24 protein-coding genes and 1 pseudogene are annotated in these 19,049 nt (G+C 35.9%); 21 read left to right on the top strand and 4 right to left on the bottom strand.

Features of this window, described 5'->3' with window-relative positions; genetic code table 11:
- Nucleotides 1-2 precede the first annotated feature (2 nt).
- From sigF to AAG068_RS20400, 11 genes are all read left to right on the top strand, one after another.
- Nucleotides 3-761, top strand: a complete 759-nt coding sequence (gene sigF / locus AAG068_RS20450) for an RNA polymerase sporulation sigma factor SigF (protein WP_000350734.1) — start codon at nucleotides 3-5, stop codon at nucleotides 759-761.
- A 133-nt stretch (nucleotides 762-894) separates the two neighbouring features.
- Nucleotides 895-2,421, top strand: a complete 1,527-nt coding sequence (locus tag AAG068_RS20445; protein WP_342715636.1) for a sodium-dependent transporter — start codon at nucleotides 895-897, stop codon at nucleotides 2,419-2,421.
- Nucleotides 2,421-2,519 carry a methionine/alanine import family NSS transporter small subunit gene (locus AAG068_RS20440; RefSeq protein ID WP_000016824.1) on the top strand — a complete coding sequence of 33 codons (99 nt, stop codon included), beginning with the start codon at nucleotides 2,421-2,423 and terminating at the stop codon, nucleotides 2,517-2,519. The genes AAG068_RS20445 and AAG068_RS20440 overlap by 1 nt, the downstream gene beginning before the upstream one ends.
- 116 nt (nucleotides 2,520-2,635) lie before the next feature.
- Nucleotides 2,636-3,256: a stage V sporulation protein SpoVAA gene (gene spoVAA / locus AAG068_RS20435; RefSeq protein ID WP_342715635.1), complete on the top strand. Its 621-nt coding sequence runs from the start codon at nucleotides 2,636-2,638 to the stop codon at nucleotides 3,254-3,256.
- Nucleotides 3,249-3,665 (top strand): stage V sporulation protein SpoVAB, encoded by a 417-nt coding sequence (gene spoVAB, locus AAG068_RS20430; RefSeq protein ID WP_000572939.1) that lies wholly within the window; start codon nucleotides 3,249-3,251, stop codon nucleotides 3,663-3,665. The genes spoVAA and spoVAB overlap by 8 nt, the downstream gene beginning before the upstream one ends.
- A gap of 14 nt (nucleotides 3,666-3,679) precedes the next feature.
- Entirely contained in the window at nucleotides 3,680-4,138 is a 459-nt protein-coding gene (spoVAC, locus tag AAG068_RS20425) for a stage V sporulation protein AC (protein WP_342715634.1), read from the top strand.
- Between the two features lie 13 nt (nucleotides 4,139-4,151).
- The gene (gene spoVAD, locus AAG068_RS20420; protein ID WP_342715633.1) at nucleotides 4,152-5,168 is read left to right on the top strand and encodes a stage V sporulation protein AD; all 1,017 of its coding nucleotides are present in this window, start codon (nucleotides 4,152-4,154) and stop codon (nucleotides 5,166-5,168) included.
- 3 nt (nucleotides 5,169-5,171) lie between these two features.
- On the top strand, nucleotides 5,172-5,522 hold the full coding sequence (spoVAE, locus tag AAG068_RS20415; RefSeq protein WP_342715632.1) for a stage V sporulation protein AE: 351 nt from the start codon (nucleotides 5,172-5,174) through the stop codon (nucleotides 5,520-5,522).
- A gap of 5 nt (nucleotides 5,523-5,527) precedes the next feature.
- Nucleotides 5,528-6,097 carry a stage V sporulation protein AE gene (locus AAG068_RS20410; RefSeq protein WP_048530877.1) on the top strand — a complete coding sequence of 190 codons (570 nt, stop codon included), beginning with the start codon at nucleotides 5,528-5,530 and terminating at the stop codon, nucleotides 6,095-6,097.
- Nucleotides 6,084-7,556 carry a spore germination protein SpoVAF gene (spoVAF, locus tag AAG068_RS20405; protein ID WP_342715631.1) on the top strand — a complete coding sequence of 491 codons (1,473 nt, stop codon included), beginning with the start codon at nucleotides 6,084-6,086 and terminating at the stop codon, nucleotides 7,554-7,556. Before AAG068_RS20410 ends, spoVAF begins: the two co-directional genes overlap by 14 nt.
- Nucleotides 7,557-7,653: 97 nt before the next feature.
- On the top strand, nucleotides 7,654-8,457 hold the full coding sequence (locus AAG068_RS20400) for a Cof-type HAD-IIB family hydrolase (protein ID WP_342715630.1): 804 nt from the start codon (nucleotides 7,654-7,656) through the stop codon (nucleotides 8,455-8,457).
- A gap of 31 nt (nucleotides 8,458-8,488) precedes the next feature.
- Here the strand turns inward: AAG068_RS20400 and AAG068_RS20395 are convergent, their stop codons facing one another.
- Complete coding sequence (locus tag AAG068_RS20395) at nucleotides 8,489-9,355, bottom strand: DUF1002 domain-containing protein (protein ID WP_342715629.1); 867 nt, start codon at nucleotides 9,353-9,355, stop codon at nucleotides 8,489-8,491.
- A gap of 187 nt (nucleotides 9,356-9,542) precedes the next feature.
- Between AAG068_RS20395 and AAG068_RS20390 the strand changes: the two genes are divergently transcribed.
- From AAG068_RS20390 to ribT, 3 genes and pseudogenes are all read left to right on the top strand, one after another.
- Entirely contained in the window at nucleotides 9,543-9,980 is a 438-nt protein-coding gene (locus AAG068_RS20390) for a peptidylprolyl isomerase (RefSeq protein WP_342715628.1), read from the top strand.
- Between the two features lie 221 nt (nucleotides 9,981-10,201).
- Nucleotides 10,202-10,383, top strand: a pseudogene (locus AAG068_RS20385) (hypothetical protein).
- Between the two features lie 67 nt (nucleotides 10,384-10,450).
- Nucleotides 10,451-10,819 (top strand): GNAT family N-acetyltransferase RibT, encoded by a 369-nt coding sequence (gene ribT, locus AAG068_RS20380; RefSeq protein ID WP_000908397.1) that lies wholly within the window; start codon nucleotides 10,451-10,453, stop codon nucleotides 10,817-10,819.
- A 20-nt stretch (nucleotides 10,820-10,839) separates the two neighbouring features.
- On the opposite strand, the gene AAG068_RS20375 is transcribed toward ribT, so the two are convergent.
- Entirely contained in the window at nucleotides 10,840-11,358 is a 519-nt protein-coding gene (locus tag AAG068_RS20375) for a DUF309 domain-containing protein (protein WP_342715627.1), read from the bottom strand.
- Between the two features lie 97 nt (nucleotides 11,359-11,455).
- Nucleotides 11,456-11,551 (bottom strand): YjcZ family sporulation protein, encoded by a 96-nt coding sequence (locus tag AAG068_RS20370; protein ID WP_000510194.1) that lies wholly within the window; start codon nucleotides 11,549-11,551, stop codon nucleotides 11,456-11,458.
- A 169-nt stretch (nucleotides 11,552-11,720) separates the two neighbouring features.
- On the opposite strand from AAG068_RS20370, the gene scpA reads away from it, so the two are divergent.
- The 6 genes from scpA (at nucleotide 11,721) to phnF (ending at nucleotide 16,981) form a co-directional block, all read left to right on the top strand.
- On the top strand, nucleotides 11,721-12,464 hold the full coding sequence (scpA, locus tag AAG068_RS20365; RefSeq protein WP_342715625.1) for a segregation/condensation protein A: 744 nt from the start codon (nucleotides 11,721-11,723) through the stop codon (nucleotides 12,462-12,464).
- Between the two features lie 158 nt (nucleotides 12,465-12,622).
- A complete protein-coding gene (scpB, locus tag AAG068_RS20360; RefSeq protein ID WP_306183664.1) occupies nucleotides 12,623-13,195 on the top strand; it encodes a segregation/condensation protein ScpB in 573 nt (190 codons plus the stop codon).
- A gap of 78 nt (nucleotides 13,196-13,273) precedes the next feature.
- Entirely contained in the window at nucleotides 13,274-14,176 is a 903-nt protein-coding gene (locus tag AAG068_RS20355) for a ComEC/Rec2 family competence protein (protein WP_342715624.1), read from the top strand.
- A 208-nt stretch (nucleotides 14,177-14,384) separates the two neighbouring features.
- Nucleotides 14,385-15,527, top strand: coding sequence for an N-acetylglucosamine-6-phosphate deacetylase (gene nagA, locus AAG068_RS20350; RefSeq protein ID WP_342719794.1), 1,143 nt, complete (start codon nucleotides 14,385-14,387; stop codon nucleotides 15,525-15,527).
- Nucleotides 15,528-15,531: 4 nt separating this feature from the next.
- Nucleotides 15,532-16,320 (top strand): glucosamine-6-phosphate deaminase, encoded by a 789-nt coding sequence (nagB, locus tag AAG068_RS20345; RefSeq protein WP_048530857.1) that lies wholly within the window; start codon nucleotides 15,532-15,534, stop codon nucleotides 16,318-16,320.
- Nucleotides 16,250-16,981, top strand: coding sequence for a phosphonate metabolism transcriptional regulator PhnF (gene phnF / locus AAG068_RS20340; protein ID WP_002194085.1), 732 nt, complete (start codon nucleotides 16,250-16,252; stop codon nucleotides 16,979-16,981). The genes nagB and phnF overlap by 71 nt, the downstream gene beginning before the upstream one ends.
- A gap of 70 nt (nucleotides 16,982-17,051) precedes the next feature.
- On the opposite strand, the gene AAG068_RS20335 is transcribed toward phnF, so the two are convergent.
- A complete protein-coding gene (locus AAG068_RS20335) occupies nucleotides 17,052-17,858 on the bottom strand; it encodes an HAD family hydrolase (protein ID WP_098667428.1) in 807 nt (268 codons plus the stop codon).
- Nucleotides 17,859-18,023: 165 nt separating this feature from the next.
- Here AAG068_RS20335 and glcT point away from each other — a divergent pair, with 165 nt between their 5' ends.
- Nucleotides 18,024-18,872 (top strand): glucose PTS transporter transcription antiterminator GlcT, encoded by an 849-nt coding sequence (gene glcT, locus AAG068_RS20330; RefSeq protein ID WP_098667429.1) that lies wholly within the window; start codon nucleotides 18,024-18,026, stop codon nucleotides 18,870-18,872.
- Nucleotides 18,873-19,049: the final 177 nt, after the last annotated feature.

The following is a 19,049-nucleotide window of genomic DNA, read 5'->3' as shown; positions in this document are numbered from 1 at the left end:
CTATGGACATAGAGGTCAAAAATGAGAAGAAGAAACCTCAGTTAAAGGACCACGAGCTAAAAGCGTTAATTCAACAAAGTCAAGATGGAGATCAACAAGCGAGAGATACAATCGTTCAAAGTAATATGCGTCTCGTATGGTCGGTTGTGCAGCGTTTTCTTAATCGAGGATACGAACCGGACGATTTATTTCAAATTGGATGTATTGGGCTCTTAAAATCGGTAGATAAATTTGATTTATCTTTCGACGTGAAATTTTCAACATATGCAGTTCCAATGATTATTGGGGAAATACAGCGATTTTTACGTGACGATGGATCAGTGAAAGTAAGTAGATCTTTAAAAGAAACAGGAAATAAAATTCGAAAGATGAGAGACGAGCTTTCGAAAGAATTTGGAAGGGCTCCAACGATTAATGAAGTGGCCGAAGCGTTAGAACTAACGCCAGAGGAAGTGGTTCTGGCGCAAGAAGCGAGTCGAGCTCCTTCATCCATACATGAAACGGTGTATGAAAACGACGGGGACCCGATTACTATTTTAGATCAAATTGCAGATCAATCTGAAACGAAATGGTTTGATAAAATTGCTTTAAAAGAAGCAATTAGAGAACTAGATGAGCGAGAACGTTTAATTGTGTATTTACGCTACTATAAAGATCAAACCCAATCAGAAGTAGCAGAACGCATAGGCATTTCGCAAGTACAAGTTTCAAGACTTGAAAAGAAAATATTAAAACAGATGAAAGATCGAATAGATGAATAGCTATTCGATCTTTTTTTATGCCTTTAATAGGAGGAGATTGTAAACTTTCGCAAAAATTAACAGAATTTATTGATAATTTAGTAAATTTAAAATATAATCCAATTATGAACTTGTCACAAAGGGGGAAGGAAATATGGAAACGAGGCAACAATGGGGAACGAGGGCTGGATTTATTTTTGCAGCGGTCGGCTCTGCCGTTGGATTAGGAAACATATGGCGTTTTCCTTATACAGCGTATGAAAATGGGGGAGGCGCATTCTTTTTACCGTACTTATTCGCATTATTAACGACTGGTATTTCATTATTGGCATTTGAATTTGCTCTTGGGCATCGTCATCGTGGTTCCGCGCCACTTACGTTCTTCCGTATTAGTCCGCGTGCTGAATTCATCGGATGGTGGCAAATGTGTGTAACGTTTATCGTTTCAACATATTACGCAGTAATTATTGCTTGGTCTATTTCGTATACGTATTTTTCAATTACTGGAGCGTGGGGGAAAGACACGCAAACATTTTTATTTAAAGAGTATTTGCATGTTGCTGATAAGCCAGGGCAGTTTGGAGGGCTCGTACCGGAAGTATTAATTCCGTTAGCTCTCGTTTGGATTATTGTACTCGGTGTAGCATTTAAAGGAGTTAAAAAAGGAATCGAAGTGGTTAACCGCATTTTCATTCCTTTACTAGTTGTTATGTTCCTTATTATCGTAGTTCGTGCAGTGACGATGGAAGGTGCAATGCAAGGATTAGATGCATTCTTTAAACCAGATTGGAGTCGTATTTTTGATGGGAAAGTATGGCTTGCTGCTTATGGTCAAATTTTCTTTAGTTTATCTTTAGCATTTGGAATTATGATTACATATTCTAGTTATTTACCGAAAAACTCAGATACAACAAATAACGCCTTTATTACTGGCTTTGCAAACTCAGGATTTGAATTATTAGCAGGGATTGGAGTCTTTGCAGCTCTTGGATTTATGGCAAACAATATGGGAGTACCGGTTGATAAAGTAGCAAGTGCTGGTGTAGGGCTCGCGTTCGTAGTATTCCCGCAAATTATTAATGAATTACCGATGTCGCCGTTATTTGGCGTATTATTTTTCTTATCATTAACGGTTGCTGGAATTACATCTCTCATTTCACTTGCGGAAGTATGTTTTGCTGCCGTATCTGAAAAGTTCAGCTTAAGCCGCCAAAAAACAATTGGAATTATGGGGACGCTTCTCGTGCTAGTTTCTCTTGTTTTTGCAACACGTGGCGGGCTTATGTTCCTAGATGTTGTTGATTATTTCGCTAATAACTTCGGGTTAATTACAATTGCATTAGTGGAAGTAGTTACAATAGGGCTCATTTTACGCCGTTTACCAGTTTATCAAAATCACGCAAACTTCGTATCTGATATTAAGTTAGGCACGTTTTGGAGAGTAAGTTTACTCGTTATTACTCCGCTTATGTTAGGATACATGTTAATTGACGGTACAATCCAAAATATTAAAAAGAACTACGGAGATTATCCAACGGAATTTGTTGTAACGTACGGTTGGTCAATTGCAGCAGCGTTTCTTATCGTTGCGCTAATTATTAGTTTAAAGAAATGGAATGCACAAATACATTCAGATTCTGCTAAGCTTGAAAAAGAATGGAAAGATCGGGGTGTTTCATAATGAGTGGATCAGCGATTATGATGATGATTATTGGTATTGTAGTCATTTGGGGAGGACTCGCATTAAGTATTGCAAATTTATTTAAGAAAAAGGCATAAACTAAAAAACATCTGTACCGAAATGGTACAGATGTTTTTTTATGAAAAAATTGTATTAGAAAAAAATTCAATAACCATACTACAACTACGAGGAAGAGTGAAGAGGTGAATGAAAATTGGAACAAACAATTTATATTAAAATGCGTAATCGATTAAAAGTTTCTCCTACGTATGAAGTAAAGCTGAGTGATGTTGCTCAACTTGCAGGAGATGCTCTTGTAGTTCAGTCGTTACAGGATGAGATAGTATACAAAATAACAGCGCATGATAAGACGCACGTTGTAATTGATGTTATGAAAATAATTGAAATTATTCAAAGGAAAGCAGCCGATATACAAATTAATATACTCGGTTCTGGACAAACTCTTGTTGAAATTATATATGAAAAAAAGAAAGTACATCCGATTTTCTTCGGACTTGTATGGTTGTTACTTTTCATTGGAGCGGCTCTTGCGATCATTTATTTTCATGAAGATGTAAGTATGCAACAAGTACACCAACGTTTATATTACATGATTACGGGAGAATTTAAGGCGCAACCACTTTTATTTCAAATTCCGTATTCATTAGGTCTTGGGTTAGGTATGGTCTTATTTTTTAATCATGTATTTCAAAAGCGAATTAATGAAGAGCCGAGTCCGTTAGAAGTGGAGATGTTCCAATACCAGCAATCACTTGACCAATATGTAATTGTTCATGAAAACAAGGACAATATGAAACAACTTGCCGATGATTGAGTCTGGATTTGTTATTCTAATTGGTTTAGCGGGAGGAATTGCAGTAGGTAGCGGATATGTCGCATTTTTAGCTGTACTTGGTATAATCCCCCGGCTAGCTCAATTAACGAGAAGTGGAAAGCACATTCAATATTTTGAGTGGGCGGTTATTGCAGGTACGTTAACAGGGGCTTGGTGTAGTTTGAAAAACATTACATTTCAAACATCGCAATATTGGCTTGTTATATTAGGTATATTTTGTGGCACATTTATTGGAATGCTTGCAGCAGCATTAACAGAAGTATTAAATGTTCTACCTATTTTAGCGAAACGAGTAGGGGTAGAGGGGAAGATTGTTGTTTTACTCGTTGCTCTTGTACTTGGGAAAGTAATAGGCTCGTTGTTTCACTGGATTTATTTCGTAAAGTAGGAGGCAATATATAAATGACAGGGCGAAAACTAAAGGATGATTACGTAAATAAAGTGAAGGAGTACCATCCGAAACCAAATCATTTCATGAATTGCGTTAAAGCATTTCTTGTAGGTGGACTCATTTGTACAATCGGGGAAGTATTGATGAAATTTTATATACATTATTTTCATTTCAGTGAACAAGAGGCAGGAAACCCCACGGTTGCAACTCTTGTATTATTATCGGCGATTTTAACAGGTTGTGGTGTATATGATAAAATCGGTCAATTCGCTGGGGCTGGATCGGCCGTACCTGTTACGGGATTTGCGAATTCTATGGCGAGTGCTGCGCTAGAACATAAGAGTGAAGGCATTGTGCTAGGGATTGCTACAAACATGTTTAAGCTAGCGGGAAGTGTTATCGTTTTTGGGGTCGTTGGGGCATATATTATTGGGTTAATAAGATATACGTTTAAAATTTTTATGTCTTAAAGGAGGGGCTAATATGAGGTTGACAGGAAAACAAACGTGGGTATTTCAAAATGATATTTATGTGAATGCAACTGGTACTGCTGTCGGTCCAAAAGAAGCTGAAGGCCCTCTTGGAAAGGATTTTGATATTTCATATGATGATTTACATTGCGGAGAGGAAAACTGGGAACTTGCTGAACGAAGATTAATGTCAGATTCGATTCAACAAGTCGTGCAAAAAGGAAATGTAAAAACATCACAAATTGATTTCTTTTTAGCGGGTGATTTATTAAATCAAACAGTGACGGCAAATTATGTTGCGCGTAAGTGGGGGATTCCCTTTTTAGGCATGTTTAGCGCTTGTGCGACCTCGATGGAGACTTTGGCGGTCGGATCAGCCTTTATTGACGGTGGATTTGCAAATCGTGTTTTAGCGACGGTAAGTAGTCATAATGCAACGGCTGAAAGACAGTTTCGTTATCCAACCGAGTATGGAGGACAAAAACCAGGAACAGCAAATTCCACTGTTACAGGTGCGGGATCCATATTAATTAGTAAAGAAAAAAGTGCCATTAAAATTACGGCAGCTACGATTGGAAAAGTACAAGATTTAGGAATTGCGAATCCTTTAGATATGGGGGCAGCGATGGCACCTGCTGCTGCTCATACAATTCAGCAACACTTTGAAGATTTGAAGAGAAGTGCCAATGATTATGATTTGATTGTTACCGGTGATTTATCAGCTATTGGGACACCAATCGCGAAACAACTGTTGCTGGAAGAAGGGTATGATATTGGGCACATATATAATGATTGCGGATTAATGATTTATGATTCCGGTCAAGAAGAAGTATTTGCCGGTGGTAGTGGGTGTGCTTGTTCGGCTGTTGTCACATATGGTCATTTATTAAGAGAGATGCAAAAAGGGAACTTACAACGAATTTTTGTTGTTGCTACTGGCGCGTTATTAAGTCCGATGATGATGCAGCAGAAAGAAACAATTCCAACCATTGCGCATGGTGTCGTATTTGAGAGAGTGAAGGGAGAGTGAATTGTGGATTTTATATATGCATTTCTTGTAGGAGGCGCTATTTGTGTCATTGGACAAATATTATTAGATTTCGCAAAGTTAACACCAGCTCATTTGATGGCTACCTTTGTAGTCATAGGAGCAGTGTTAGATGGATTCGGATTGTACGATAAGCTTATAAAGTTTGCTGGTGCTGGTGCGACAGTTCCTATTACAAGTTTTGGACATTCACTATTACACGGAGCAATGCATGCGGCGGAAAAACACGGATATATAGGGATTGGTATAGGTATGTTTAGTTTAACGTCTGCAGGCATTTCTGCAGCGATATTATTTTCATTTTTTGTAGCACTTATATGTAAACCGAAAGGATAAATCAAATGAGACGAAGGGTTATTTTGGTCACAGATGGAGATGAATATGCAAAGCGAACAATTGAGCTTTTAACGAAGGAATTTGGGGGAAGGTGTATTTCGGCGTCACAAAGTAATCCAACCAAATTGACAGGGAAGAAAGTTGTTGAGCTTATTATGCAAACGCCATATGACCCTGTATTTGTCATGTTTGATGACAGCGGATTTATTGGAGAAGGATCTGGTGAAAAAGCTTTAAAATATGTAGCCACGCATAAACAAATTGATGTACTTGGGATTTTGGCAGTAGCGTCTAATACACATCATTGGGAATGGGCACGCGTAGATGTAAATGTAGATCGGAATGGGAACTTAACGGAATATGGTGTTGATAAATTTGGACTTCCAGATGGTGAAATTGGCAGAATTAGCGGAGATACAATTTATTGTTTAGATGATTTAAATGTGCCTGTCATCGTTGGAATTGGTGATATTGGTAAGATGTGTGGAAACGATGAATGGGAGAGAGGATCACCAATTACTAAAAAAGCAATTCAGTTAATCTTGGAAAGGAGTGGGTTTTATGACGAAGCCTAAAAAAGTAGATATTCCTATTTCAACTTTCATAAGTGACAATGAAAATTATTTAAAACAAACGGTTGGATTAGGCGTTACATTTGATGTTGGTATTCGTAAATTTCAAATTTTGAATAAAGAAATTGCCGTGTTATTCGTAAATGGACTTTGTGATACAAATTATATCATTCCTATTTTAGAAGAAGCTGTAGATACAAATGAAATTCGGGATGTTGAAGAAGATACAGTAAAGCTTTTAGAGAATCGTTTAATTCATCAGCAAGTAAGTAAAGTGAAAACGATGGATGAAGTAATGGTTCAAGCACTATCAGGGCTTATTATTATATTTGTGGAGGGCGAAACAGAAGCATTTGCGATAGATGTTCGTAGTTATCCAGGGCGAACACCGACAGAGCCAGATACTGAAAAAGTAGTACGCGGTGCGAGGGATGGATTTGTTGAAAATATCGTTGTAAATACGGCATTAATTCGTAGAAGAATTCGAGATCCACGTCTTCGAAATGAAATTATTCGAGTAGGAGATAGATCACAAACAGATATTTGTATTACATATGTACAAGATGTTGCAAATCCTGATTTAGTAAAGATTATAAAACAAGAATTAAATAACATCGATGTCGATGGAATTACGATGGCGGATAAAACAGTGGAAGAATTTGTTGTGAAACAAAGCTATAACCCATTTCCGCTTATTCGATATACAGAAAGACCAGATGTAGCAGCAAATCATTTATTAGAAGGGCATGTGTTAGTACTAGTTGATACATCACCGAGTGCTATGATTACGCCAACAACATATTTCCATCATTTACAGCATGCAGAAGAGTTTAGACAAAATCCAGCTGTTGGGACATTTTTACGCTGGGTACGCTTTTTAGGTGTTTTATTCTCCTTGTTTTTACTACCATTTTGGTTAGTGTTTGTATTTGACCCAACTCTTTTACCAGAAAACCTTGCTTTTATTGGACCGACTAAGATGACACATTTACCAATTTTATTACAGGTGATAATGGCAGAGGTCGGACTTGAGTTTTTAAGGATGGCAGCCATTCATACTCCAACGCCGTTATCGTCTGCAGCAGGGTTAATTTCCGCCATATTAATTGGTCAAATAGCAATCGATGTAGGTTTGTTTGTACCAGAAGTTATTTTGTATGTTGCGGTTTCTATGATCGGTGCATATGCAACACCGAGTTATGAATTGGGACTCGGAAATAAGGTTGGAAAATTGTTTGTTATTATTTTGACGGGTCTCTTCCATGAGATGGGATTTGTAATTGGTATGACGATATTGATTTTATTTTTAACATCTATAAAAAGTTTACAAACACCTTATTTATGGCCGTTTTTACCATTTGATTGGGGCGCATTAACAAAAATTCTACTCCGTCCGACGATGTCTAGTTTAAAAGTACGACCAAGTATCGTAAGACCTCAAAATGTAAAAAGACAAAAATAAACGGGAGTATACACCCGTTTATTTTTTTTAGCAAAAATTTATTGTTTTTTAACAAAAATCAAACATTTTTCATGTACACTTAGAGTAGATATTGTGTATGGAAGGGGAAGAGGACATGATTAAATTATTTGTAAGTGATTTAGATGACACGCTCGTTTACAATGTGAATCATATGCAAAAAGAAGATGAACGTGCACTTTGTTGGTTAGCTGAAAAAGGGACAAATATTTGTTTTGCCTCTGGCCGTTTTACTCATCGAATTGATGAAGTCGTAAATAGGTTTGCATTCCCATACTACACAACGAGTTTAAATGGAGCGACGATGTTACTGCCGGATGGAAAAATATTTCATGAATCAAGTTTTGAAGATGGCATTGCCCAGGAAATATATCGATATATCCATAAAAAGGGACTAGCAGATATTGTTTGTGCAAATGAGCAACGGTATACAAAAAGAAAGAATGAACATCATCATAATTTTGAAACGTATATGGGCGTGCATATTGCAGAGATTGAAGCGTTAGAAGAGGAATTTGGTAAGACTGTACATCCTGCGAAATTGTTTGTTTTTGGGGAAGAAGAGACGATTGCAGCATTAGATCAAGAATTACGAGATACATTTCAAAGTGAAGCGGAAGTTTTTATGTCTGGTAAACGTTATGTTGACATTATGCCAAGGGGAGTAAGTAAAGGGAGTGCTTTAAGACGACTAATGGAGCATTTGCAAATTGAAGCAAATGAAGTGGCATGCATTGGAGATTCTTTTAATGATATTTCTATGTTTGAAGTAACTCCGCATTCATTTACTTTGCACCATGCTCATCCATATGTGAAGGAGAAGGCAAATCATATTGTTCGTTCGGTTGAAGAAGCAATTATGAAATTACCGTTACTTGTATAAAAAAAGAAGCTCGTCAGTGACGAGCTTCTTTTTACTTAAATAACGATTTAACAAAATCAATGATACTTGAGAAGAAATCTTTCACTTTATCTAGGAAACTTTGCCCTTCTTCAGATCCTAAAAAGGCAGAAACGTGTTCTTTTGCTTTATTTAACTGACTGCCGACTTGATTCCAATCGATATTAAGATTTTTCATTTTATCGAATAGCGCAACTAAGTTATCTAACTGTTCATCCGTTAATGTAATACCAAGTTGGTCCGCAATTTTTTTAATTAATGAACGTAAATCTTCTGTCGTTTTTGGTTGCTCTTTGGCAATTTCTTCTTTAATTTTTGCAACAAGTTGAACTGCTTTTTCTTCACCAATTTTATCGCCGAGTTGGGCTGTTTGCACCATTTCTTCATTGGCTACTTTTTTTACTTCTTCAGGAATTGCTTTGTTCGATGTTGTTTCATAAGCTTTCATTAAACCGGTTAAAGCAGCAGTTCCTGAAACTTTAAATGGTGCAGTGATTTGAATTTCTGCATCTTTCACACCTGCTGTAATAAGTGCGTTTGTATACATCGCATCTGTTATCGAATTAATATTTTTTGAACGTACAATAAGGCCAGATCCTGGCTTTGTGTATGTAATCATAGAAGAGGAAATTGCTCTTGTACCAATTTGTGCTTTTGGAACAATCCCTTCTAGAAATTTATGTTCTTCCGCATTAGACACAGTAATGATTGTAGCATCTTTTGGTGCTTTCATTTCTTTTAACAGATCTTGTTTTTGTTGCTCAGACAAGTTTTCTCCTAGTGTAACAATTGATTCTCCCTCGATGATGTCTGCAAACGAAGCTGTTGGCATAATAAATACAGCTACAGCTAATAGCAGAGCTAGTAATTTCGTTTTCACGAAAAATCGCTCCCTTTCTCTTTCTAAAATTTTCGGGCAACACAGTTATTATAGTATATATTTCTTATTTGTCACCTAGCTTTTTCCACATTTCAAAAAAGAAGTATGTAGATTGTCGGATTCTTTTTGTTTCTAGTCATGAATGTGGTAATATAGTGCTGAGATAGTTGAAAGGAGACATATACATATGAAAACTTTAGGATACATATTAATGGAAAATGGTGAAAAAATCGATTTAGAATTTTTCCCAGAAGAGGCACCAAAAACAGTAGAAAACTTTAAAAAACTAGCAGATCAAGGATTTTATGATGGTGTGACATTCCACCGCGTTATTCCTGGCTTCGTAAGCCAAGGTGGAGATCCAACAGGAACAGGTGCAGGTGGCCCAGGTTACTCTATCCCATGTGAAACTGATGGAAATCCTCATAGACACCTTGTAGGATCACTTTCTATGGCTCATGCTGGCCGTAACACAGGTGGTAGCCAATTCTTTATTGTTCATGAGCCACAACCGCATTTAGATGGTGTACATACTGTATTCGGTAAAGCAACAAGCGGTATTGAAACAGTATTAAATATGCGTCAAGGTGATGTAATGAAAGAAGTTAAAGTTTGGGAAGAATAAGTTAATGAGAAAAGAGAGCTATTGCTCTCTTTTTTGTTTTTTTTGATAGGAATCGGTATTTTGTTTACAGTGCATGATACAAGTAGTACTGTTATTGTAGTGAAAATATGTCGCTTATGAGAACAAAATTTTAACAAATTACATAGAATACATTAGATAACACGTTTCAATAAATCTTTTTTATTACATTTATTTTGCTAGAATTCATTTGCTCTAAGGTGATGAATCGTGAAGTGATAAGGAGCGATGGATGTGTCTTTTCACTTTTATATAACAGCGTTTCTTCTTTTATCTACTTAGAAAAATAGTACTGAAACATATATTTGACTTTCTTCTTTTCGCTTTGTATGATTATCAAGTTGCTTTAAGCCCTTCTCACTCTGTTGAAAATATTGTAAAATGAATGTGATATGAAAAGAGTGGTTGAGGGGATTAATAGTTTGTAACTTTTGTAAGAAGGGATAAGGGTTATGTTAATTCGTTTTAAAAAAAGTTATGAAAAGATTGCAATGGGGCTTCTTTCATTTATGCCAACAGAAAAAGATGTGAAAACATTACAATTGACTATGAAAGATTATGAAGCAAAAGATGATTGGCAATTGTATTTGTGGAAACAAAACGAAGATTTTGTTGGGATAATGGGGATTGTAAAAAAAGAAAATCAAGTTTTGGAAATTCAACATTTGAGTGTGAACCCGTCTCACCGTCATATGGGTATTGGGACGAAGATGGTTCAAGAGTTAAAGAGTAAATTTCTTGAGTTTACAATTTGCGGAAATGAGCAAACAGCAAGTTTTTGCAAAAAGTGTAAAGGGCTTGAACAAAATATACATTCGTGAAAGCAGAGATAAGTAGTTTATTATCTCTGCTTTCTTTTTTGTAATTGTTCGTTTCGTTCAGCGATGACTTCTGTTCGATCACGTAATGTGTGCTTATGTATTATAAATTCATTAGAAGTAGCATTCACGTCTTTCCAAGGGAGATTTTGTTTCTGACATAATTCCATGCAGTGCTTTTCTAATGCAGTATCTGATAATGGTAAAAATAATGGTGTAAACCCTTCTTCTTTCTGTATAGATTGTAATCTATCCTTGAGTAAAGATAGAAGTTGTGTCTGATTGATTCCTAAATGTAGTAAAGGTTCATTGTTTTTTTCTAAAATCGTTATGGCGCTTTTCATCATCTTCTCTGCGCCATTCCAGTTAGAGCGTCTTTGGTGGTATAAAGAAACTGCAATTTGAATGAGACCGACTAAGTAATTGTCACGATTTCCTCTTGGTTTCGTTTTCCAATATTCTTCTAGTATTTCGTGACATTCAAAATAATCATAATCTCCGTGAAAATGAATTAAAAATTGTATGTATTCGGTAGGATACATGCTCTTCACCCCTGTTTAACGGTTATAAATACAAGTGTATCATAGAAATATGAACAATAAACGACTAGGGAGTTTTCCCTAGCCGTTATTGTTCATATTAGCAGAAGCAAGCTGCCCCTACAATAATTAGTAAAATAAACAATACAACAAGTAATGCGAACCCACCGCTAAAACCGCAATCAACGTGACCCATAGTTTTTTGACCTCCTACATTGTTCTTACTACACTGTTATCATATGAAGTGGTGGGCATGATGACATAGGCATCGGTCTATTTTTAATTAAATTTCTTAAAAAGGTTGGATAGAACATGAGTATGCTCTATACTTATGTTGTTATAGAAAAAATGTGGTGGGATGCTTTGTGCAGTATAATTTTAAAGTAGAGGCTTTTGAAGGGCCTTTAGATTTATTGTTACATTTAATACATCGTTATGAGATTGACATATATAATATTCCTGTAGCGGAAATTACAGAGCAATATTTATCTTATGTTCATACGATGAAAGAACTACAATTAGATGTTGCAAGTGAGTATTTAGTAATGGCTGCAACGTTATTACAAATTAAAAGTAAAATGTTGTTGCCGAAACATGAAGAAGATGTACTTGATAACGGTGATGACTTTATAGATGATCCTCGTCAAGAATTGATGGAGAGGTTAATTGAATATAAGAAATATAAGCAAGTTGCTACTGAGCTAAAAGAAAGAGAACAAGAAAGAGCACAGCTATATACACGTCCGCCAATTGATTTTACATCGTTGCAACAAGAAGAGGAGACGAACTTGCCTCTTGATGTTACGTTATATGATATGCTAGCGGCATTTCAAAAATTAATGCGCCGAAAAAAAGCAAAGAAACCTGTAACAACACGTATTACTCGTCAAGAAATACCAATTGAACAGCGCATGACTGATATTTTAAATCAGTTAGAAATACAAGGTGGTCGTCAAAGTTTTTATGATTTGTTTGTTGATGATGAACGGGAAATAATGGTTGTAACATTTTTAGCGGTTCTTGAGCTTATGAAAAATCAACAAATCATAATTGAACAAGAACATAATTTTGATGAGATTTTCGTATCAAGCTATACTAAATCAGCATAGAGTTAGTATGGAAAATGAGATAGAAATATGATATCTCATGCTAGGTTTGAATGTATCGTTTGGAACAAGAGAAAAAATATTGAACCGAACGCATTGATTGTGATTCGGTTTTTTGATGTGTATTTTTATGGAGAAAATAGGAGGAAGGAGCTCGTAAAATGGATAGAACAGAACAGAAATCAATCATTGAAGGGCTTTTATTTGTTTCTGGTGATGAAGGGATTTATCCAGAACAAATAGCGAAAGTCCTTGAAATTGAAGGAAACGAAGTAATCGATATTTTAGAAGAAATGCAAAAAGAATGTGAAGGTGCACACCGCGGTTTGCAAATTGTACAGTATGCAAAAGTATATCGTTTTGCTACAAAGAAAGAACATGCGTCTTACTATCAAAAACTAATAGAGATCCCAACAGCTGCTTCACTCTCTCAGGCTGCTCTAGAAACGTTAGCGATTGTTGCATATCGCCAACCGATTACAAGAACTGAAATGGAAGAGATTAGAGGAGTAAAAACTGATAAGGCGTTACAAACGTTAGTATCACACTTACTTATAAAAGAAATGGGAAGAGCAGAAGGGCCAGGGCGTCCTATTTTATATGGAACAACGAAAGAATTTTTGGACACGTTTGGATTAAAAACATTAGATGATTTGCCTCCGCTTTCTGAAGAAAATGAAGAAATGAATGAAGCGGATTTATTCTTCGGTTCTTTACAAGAGATATCAAAATAAAAGCTTAGCATTTTGCTAAGCTTTTTTTGTATATCAATCATATACCGTGCCATACTAATTGAAAAAAGGAGACGAGTTATGAGAGGTATGCGAAGTGTTTTATTATTAGTTTCTATTTTGTTATGCTTTTCTTTAAATAGTGCATCAGCCAAAAGGTATATGATGTCTATTCATACTGCGTCTCCTTTACATATGCAGCGGCAACATTTTGGTAAAATGAAAGTGAGTTTCTTAAAAGTAGGACAAGGTGATGCAACACTTATTACATTGCCAAATGGACAAACGATGTTAATAGATGGGGGACCTTATGAAGCTGGTGAGGTTATCATCCAAAAATTAATTGAAAAAGGGATTAATCATTTAGATGTTATCGTCAGTACTCATCCTGATATGGATCATATAGGAGGGCTCATTCCGATTGTAGAGCAAATGCCGGTATCACTTATATTAGATAGTGGAAAAACATATAGTTCTCTTACTTATCATACGTATCGAAATAATATAAAGAAAAGGGGAATCCCTTTCATTTCAGTAAAAGAGGGTCAACACATACCGCTAGATCCGCATGTTTCCATACAAGTATTAAACAACGGGAAGTCCAAAGATGAAAATAATGAATCTTCAATTGTATTAAAGATTCGGTATGGTAAGGCAGATTTTTTACTAATGGGTGATGCTGATGTGCGGACGGAAACTGAAATATTAAAGCAATTTGATGTACATGCAGATGTGTTAAAGGTAGGACATCATGGCTCCTATACTTCAACAAGTGAAAGGTTTATAAAGAAGGTAGAACCGCAGTTCGCAATTCTTTCTTACGGTAGCAGAAATCCGTATGGACATCCACACCAAAGTGTTGTGAGACGGTTAAAACGACATGGTATAATGATGTATGGAACGAATAAACGTACAGTAGAAATGGAAACAGACGGTGAACATATTACAATAGGCTCTAGTGGATTAATGCCATTACTTAAGTAATTCATACGATAGATGATATTGTTCCTTTTTGGAAAAAATGAATAACATATATTATAATTGCGAGAGACGTATTAAGCTTCCTTTTTGTTAAACAAAGAGGAAATTTCGTTTGAATGTATAGACAACTACTCGTGCATATATTAAGATGGAATTAGGCGAATAAGGTAATAATAACAAGTAGGTATTTCATGGGAAAGGATCGATGAAAATGAAAACGCAAGTTGTCATCAATGCCAAAATTTATACAGGTCAAGAAGTAGTGGAAAACGGATTTATTCGTTACGCAGAAACAATTAAAGAAATTGGTTTGATGGCTCAATATGTATCACAAGAAAATGAAGCAGTTTTAGATGCGGCAGGGAAGATTGTGATTCCAGGTATGATTGATGTTCATATTCATGGTGGATACGATATTGATGCGATGGATGCAAATAGCGATGGGTTAGTAACTCTAGGTAAAGAAATGTTAAAAGAAGGAGTTACAACTTACTTCCCAACAACAATGACACAAGCTCCAGAAGCAATCGAAGCAGCACTACATGCTGCGAAGGAAGCGAAAGAAAAAGGAGCGCATTTCGAATACATTCACTTAGAAGGACCGTATGTTTCAAAAAAACGTGCAGGTGCACAACCACTTGAACATATTGTTCCTGCGAATATTGAACAATTTAAACAATGGCAGGAAGCAAGCGGGAATTTAATTAAATTAGTAACATATGCACCTGAAGAAGAAGGTGCGTTAGAGTTTGAGCAGTATCTTGCTGAAACGGGTGTTGTTGGCACAATGGGGCATACAGATGCGATTGATGCGCAACTAAAAAATAGAAACATTACACATGCAACGCATTTATACAACCAAATGCGTGGATTACATCACCGTGAACCAGGAGTTGTTGGTCATGTGTTATTAAATCCAGATGTAATGGTTGAAGTAATTACAGATGGTATTCACATTCACCCTGATATGGTGAAATTAGCATATAAATTAAAAGGACCGAAAAAAGTAAGTGTTATTACTGACGCAATGCGTGCAAAAGGTCTTGAAGATGGATTATATGAGCTTGGCGGACAGCCTGTACATGTAAAAGATGGTAGTGCTCGATTAGAAGATGGAACGTTAGCTGGTAGTATTCTAAAAATGGATCAAGCTTTCCGAAATGTAATTGAATTTACAGGTTGTTCAATCGAAGATGCAGTACTAATGACATCAGTTAACCAAGCAGAAGAGTTTGGATTAAATAATAAAGGTGCGTTAGCGGTAGGAAAAGATGCAGACTTTGTTGTGATGAATGAAGATTTATATGTATATGATACAGTTCGTTTAGGAATTCATATGAAGGAAGGGAAGTAATGAAATGAATATTCTTGTTGTAAAAACTCCAGAAGAACTAGCAGAAGCAGGTTATAAATTAATTGAAGAAGTTGTAAAAACAAAAGAAAATCCAACATTAGGAATGGCTACAGGAAGCTCTCCATTAGGTATTTATGCAGAAATGCGAAAAAATAAACTTGATACAAGCCGTGTAACCACTGTAAACTTAGATGAGTACGTAAATTTACCACATGAAGATAAAAACAGCTATCATTATTTCATGCAAGAACAGTTGTTTGATCATCTTCCATTTAAACAAACTTATGTACCAAACGGGATGGCAAGTGATTTAGAGGAAGAGTGCAAACGTTATGAGGGCATTCTAGCTGCTAACCCAGTTGACCTACAGATTCTTGGAATCGGTGAAAACGGTCACATCGGATTTAACGAGCCAGGAACACCGTTTAATTCTCCAACAAACATTGTTGAATTAACAGAATCTACACGCCAAGCAAACCTTCGCTTCTTCGAAAAAGAAGAAGATGTGCCAACTCATGCAATTACAATGGGAATTGGAAGTATTATGAAAGCGAAACAAATTCTACTTGTTGCTATGGGTGCTAAAAAGGCAGAAGCTGTTAAAGAATTATTGCAAGGTGAATATAGTGAAGCGTGTCCTGCTACAGTTTTACAACGTCATCCGAATGTAACCGTAATCGCTGATCAAGAAGCTCTATCTTTATGCAGTGAGGCGATTGCTGATGAACATCGACAAGTATTCACCATTTCCGATCTATTATCAGATTCAAGAGTGGGTGAAACAGCTAATTGAGGACGGCGAATGGAAGCCGGGAGATAAAATCCCATCTGAGAATGAACTTTGTGATAAGTTCGAAGTGAGTCGTATGACAATCAGACAGGCGATTAATAATTTAGTGGAACAAGGTTATTTATATCGGAAACGTGGAATCGGCACGTTTGTCCAACTTCCGAAAGTGGAACAAAAATTGCAAGGAATGACGGGATTCACAGAAGATATGATTTCTCGTGGGATGAACCCGAGTAGTCAATTACTAAGTTTCCGCCTCGTTCCAGCTACTGCGAAAATAGCAGACCGGCTGAGAATACAGGAGGGAGAGTCGGTTTATGAAGTGAGGCGTATTCGCTTAGCTGATGATGAACCGATTGCTTTTGAGACGACATATTTGTCGCCAGCTCTTGTAAAAGATATTAACGAAGAAATATTGCAACAATCTTTATATGAACATTTAGAGAAAAAACTGGGCTTTAAACTTGTTAGCGCTACTCAATCAATTGAAGCTTCAATTGCAACCGATAATGAAGCGGAACATCTGCATATTCCTAAAAAGGCGCCAGTGCTTGTAATGCGTCAATGGTCATATTCAGAAGGTGAAGTACCGTTAGAGTATGTGAAATGTATTTACCGTGGGGATCGTTATAAGTTTATTACAAACATCGCACGTAACAAATAATATATTTCAGTTTGTGAAGTACAGTAAATGTCAAATTGTTTAACATGTAAAGAAAAAATACGACTCATCCTTATAAGGAGTGAGTCGTATTTTTATTATGAGCAATTACGTGGTTAACAGCATCTTTAACTGTATTTACTACATAGTGAGCGTGTTCTTTTACTGCATCATCAGCTTGAGACATAGCAAAACTGTGAGGAGTTAAAGAAAACATTGGAATATCATTATAAGAATCCCCTATGCAAGCAATTTCTTCTGGTTGTAATTGAAACTCTTTTAATAAAACAGAAATAGCAGAACCTTTACTAATATTAGGTGGCATTACATCTAAACATTGTTCGGCTGAAATGAAGGTACTCACTTTTCCATGGAATTTTTCATCAATTTTTTTTTGAAGGAGTTGTAAACTTTCCTTTGTTCCACCGACAGAGATTTTATTTGGGAAAATAGTATCATCAATTTTTTCTAACAGATGCGGTTCTTCAACGGAAGTCATCGTTACTTGTTGTTCAAGTTCATGAATAAACGGTGTTTTTTCTTCAATGTAATAATTATGCTCATCACTTACATAACGAAAATAAGGATCTTCATTTGTCATTGCTAATAAATCAGGTAGAATACTCGAATCGAATGTTGCTGATAATAGTTGCTTGTTTTCGTGCGTGTATACGAAAACACCATTTACGCTAATACGATGGAAATTTGTATTTACAGCTTTCATTAAGTCTGCAATTTCATTATCAAGTCGGCCAGAAGCGAAACAAAGAATAACATTTTGCTCAGCGAGACTACGAAGTGCTACAATATCCTGTTCGTCAATTAACCCTCCGTGTTGCATCATTGTACCATCGATATCACTTACAAACATTTTAATCATGTTGTTAACCCCTTTCTATGTACAGTTGCTCTTACATTATACGCATCATATATAAACATGTCTAAAAAATGAATTTTTATGAAATGGTAGATGTTTTACATTGACGACAAAGAAGAATATTCTGTAACATAAAAGCAGGCTATTTAAGTACGAGGGTGGTGTTATATGAGTAATTATCTAGAAATTAAAAAAGTTTTAAATAATAATGTCATCATTGCTAGCCATCCTGAACACGAGGAAGTAGTAGTGATTGGTAAAGGAATTGGCTTTGGAAAAAAAGCGAAAGATGTATTGGAGCAAGAACAAATTGAAAAAATGTTTGTTTTAAAAAATGAACGCGATCGTGAACAATACAAACTGTTAGTGCCGCATGTGAGTGAAAAATTAATTGAATTAATGAATGATATTATGTTCTATATTCAAGAAAAAGCAAAATCACCATTAAATGAACATATTCATATCGCTTTAACAGATCATATTTCTTTTGCGATTAAGCGATTAAAACAAGGACTTACCATTGATAATCCTTTTCTAGTTGAAACGAAAATGCTCTATCCAGAAGAATATGAAATTGCTGAAGGTGTTGTAGACCTTTTAAATTCTCGTTTGCAAATTACATTGCCAGAAGGAGAAATTGGTTTTATTGCACTCCATATTTATAGTTCACTTACAAATTCAGATTTATCTTCAGTTAATCAAAACTCCCGTCTCATTGCACAGCTTGTATCTTTAATTGAGACAAACTTACAAATTACATTAGACCAAGAAAGTATCCACTATTTACGCCTTATCCGTCATTTACAATATGCGATTGAACGGGTGAAAAAAGGGGAGAAAGTAGAGGAATCACAAAGTTTTGCTGATTTATTGAAGGCAGAATATCCTGTCTGTTATAATTTAGCTTGGAAGCTAGTTAAGGTCATGCAAAAAGAATTACAACTTCCTGTTTATGAAGCAGAGAGCATATATTTAACGATGCATCTGCAGCGCTTAGTAAAGGCAGAGCATGTGTAAAAAGACATATAGTTTTGTCTAAAATGAAAACGTTAAAAAAAATCATTGAATCGCTTACAATAGTTATGTATAATAACTATTGCAAAGTTATACAAATTTCGACAAACACATTAAGGTAAATAAAGAAAACGTTTGCCTTAATTATAGTGAACTTATACGTAAACCTATTTTTGACAC

This window comes from Bacillus paramycoides, assembly GCF_038971285.1.
GTDB lineage: Bacteria > Bacillota > Bacilli > Bacillales > Bacillaceae_G > Bacillus_A.
This window is presented reverse-complemented; position numbering and strand designations above follow the sequence as displayed.

Excerpts from the sequence above, each read along its gene's own strand:
- spoVAD (WP_342715633.1), top strand. The coding sequence starts at position 4,152 with ATGAGGTTGACAGGAAAACAAACGTGGGTATTTCAAAATGATATTTAT.
- sigF (WP_000350734.1), top strand. The coding sequence starts at position 3 with ATGGACATAGAGGTCAAAAATGAGAAGAAGAAACCTCAGTTAAAGGAC.
- nagA (WP_342719794.1), top strand. The coding sequence starts at position 14,385 with ATGAAAACGCAAGTTGTCATCAATGCCAAAATTTATACAGGTCAAGAA.
- AAG068_RS20375 (WP_342715627.1), bottom strand. The coding sequence starts at position 11,358 with ATGTATCCTACCGAATACATACAATTTTTAATTCATTTTCACGGAGAT.
- spoVAC (WP_342715634.1), top strand. The coding sequence starts at position 3,680 with ATGACAGGGCGAAAACTAAAGGATGATTACGTAAATAAAGTGAAGGAG.
- AAG068_RS20335 (WP_098667428.1), bottom strand. The coding sequence starts at position 17,858 with ATGATTAAAATGTTTGTAAGTGATATCGATGGTACAATGATGCAACAC.
- ribT (WP_000908397.1), top strand. The coding sequence starts at position 10,451 with ATGTTAATTCGTTTTAAAAAAAGTTATGAAAAGATTGCAATGGGGCTT.
- nagB (WP_048530857.1), top strand. The coding sequence starts at position 15,532 with ATGAATATTCTTGTTGTAAAAACTCCAGAAGAACTAGCAGAAGCAGGT.
- AAG068_RS20440 (WP_000016824.1), top strand. The coding sequence starts at position 2,421 with ATGAGTGGATCAGCGATTATGATGATGATTATTGGTATTGTAGTCATT.
- phnF (WP_002194085.1), top strand. The coding sequence starts at position 16,250 with ATGAACATCGACAAGTATTCACCATTTCCGATCTATTATCAGATTCAA.
- spoVAB (WP_000572939.1), top strand. The coding sequence starts at position 3,249 with ATGATTGAGTCTGGATTTGTTATTCTAATTGGTTTAGCGGGAGGAATT.
- AAG068_RS20445 (WP_342715636.1), top strand. The coding sequence starts at position 895 with ATGGAAACGAGGCAACAATGGGGAACGAGGGCTGGATTTATTTTTGCA.
- AAG068_RS20390 (WP_342715628.1), top strand. The coding sequence starts at position 9,543 with ATGAAAACTTTAGGATACATATTAATGGAAAATGGTGAAAAAATCGAT.
- AAG068_RS20410 (WP_048530877.1), top strand. The coding sequence starts at position 5,528 with ATGAGACGAAGGGTTATTTTGGTCACAGATGGAGATGAATATGCAAAG.
- AAG068_RS20355 (WP_342715624.1), top strand. The coding sequence starts at position 13,274 with ATGAGAGGTATGCGAAGTGTTTTATTATTAGTTTCTATTTTGTTATGC.
- spoVAF (WP_342715631.1), top strand. The coding sequence starts at position 6,084 with ATGACGAAGCCTAAAAAAGTAGATATTCCTATTTCAACTTTCATAAGT.
- AAG068_RS20400 (WP_342715630.1), top strand. The coding sequence starts at position 7,654 with ATGGAAGGGGAAGAGGACATGATTAAATTATTTGTAAGTGATTTAGAT.
- AAG068_RS20370 (WP_000510194.1), bottom strand. The coding sequence starts at position 11,551 with ATGGGTCACGTTGATTGCGGTTTTAGCGGTGGGTTCGCATTACTTGTT.
- glcT (WP_098667429.1), top strand. The coding sequence starts at position 18,024 with ATGAGTAATTATCTAGAAATTAAAAAAGTTTTAAATAATAATGTCATC.
- scpB (WP_306183664.1), top strand. The coding sequence starts at position 12,623 with ATGGATAGAACAGAACAGAAATCAATCATTGAAGGGCTTTTATTTGTT.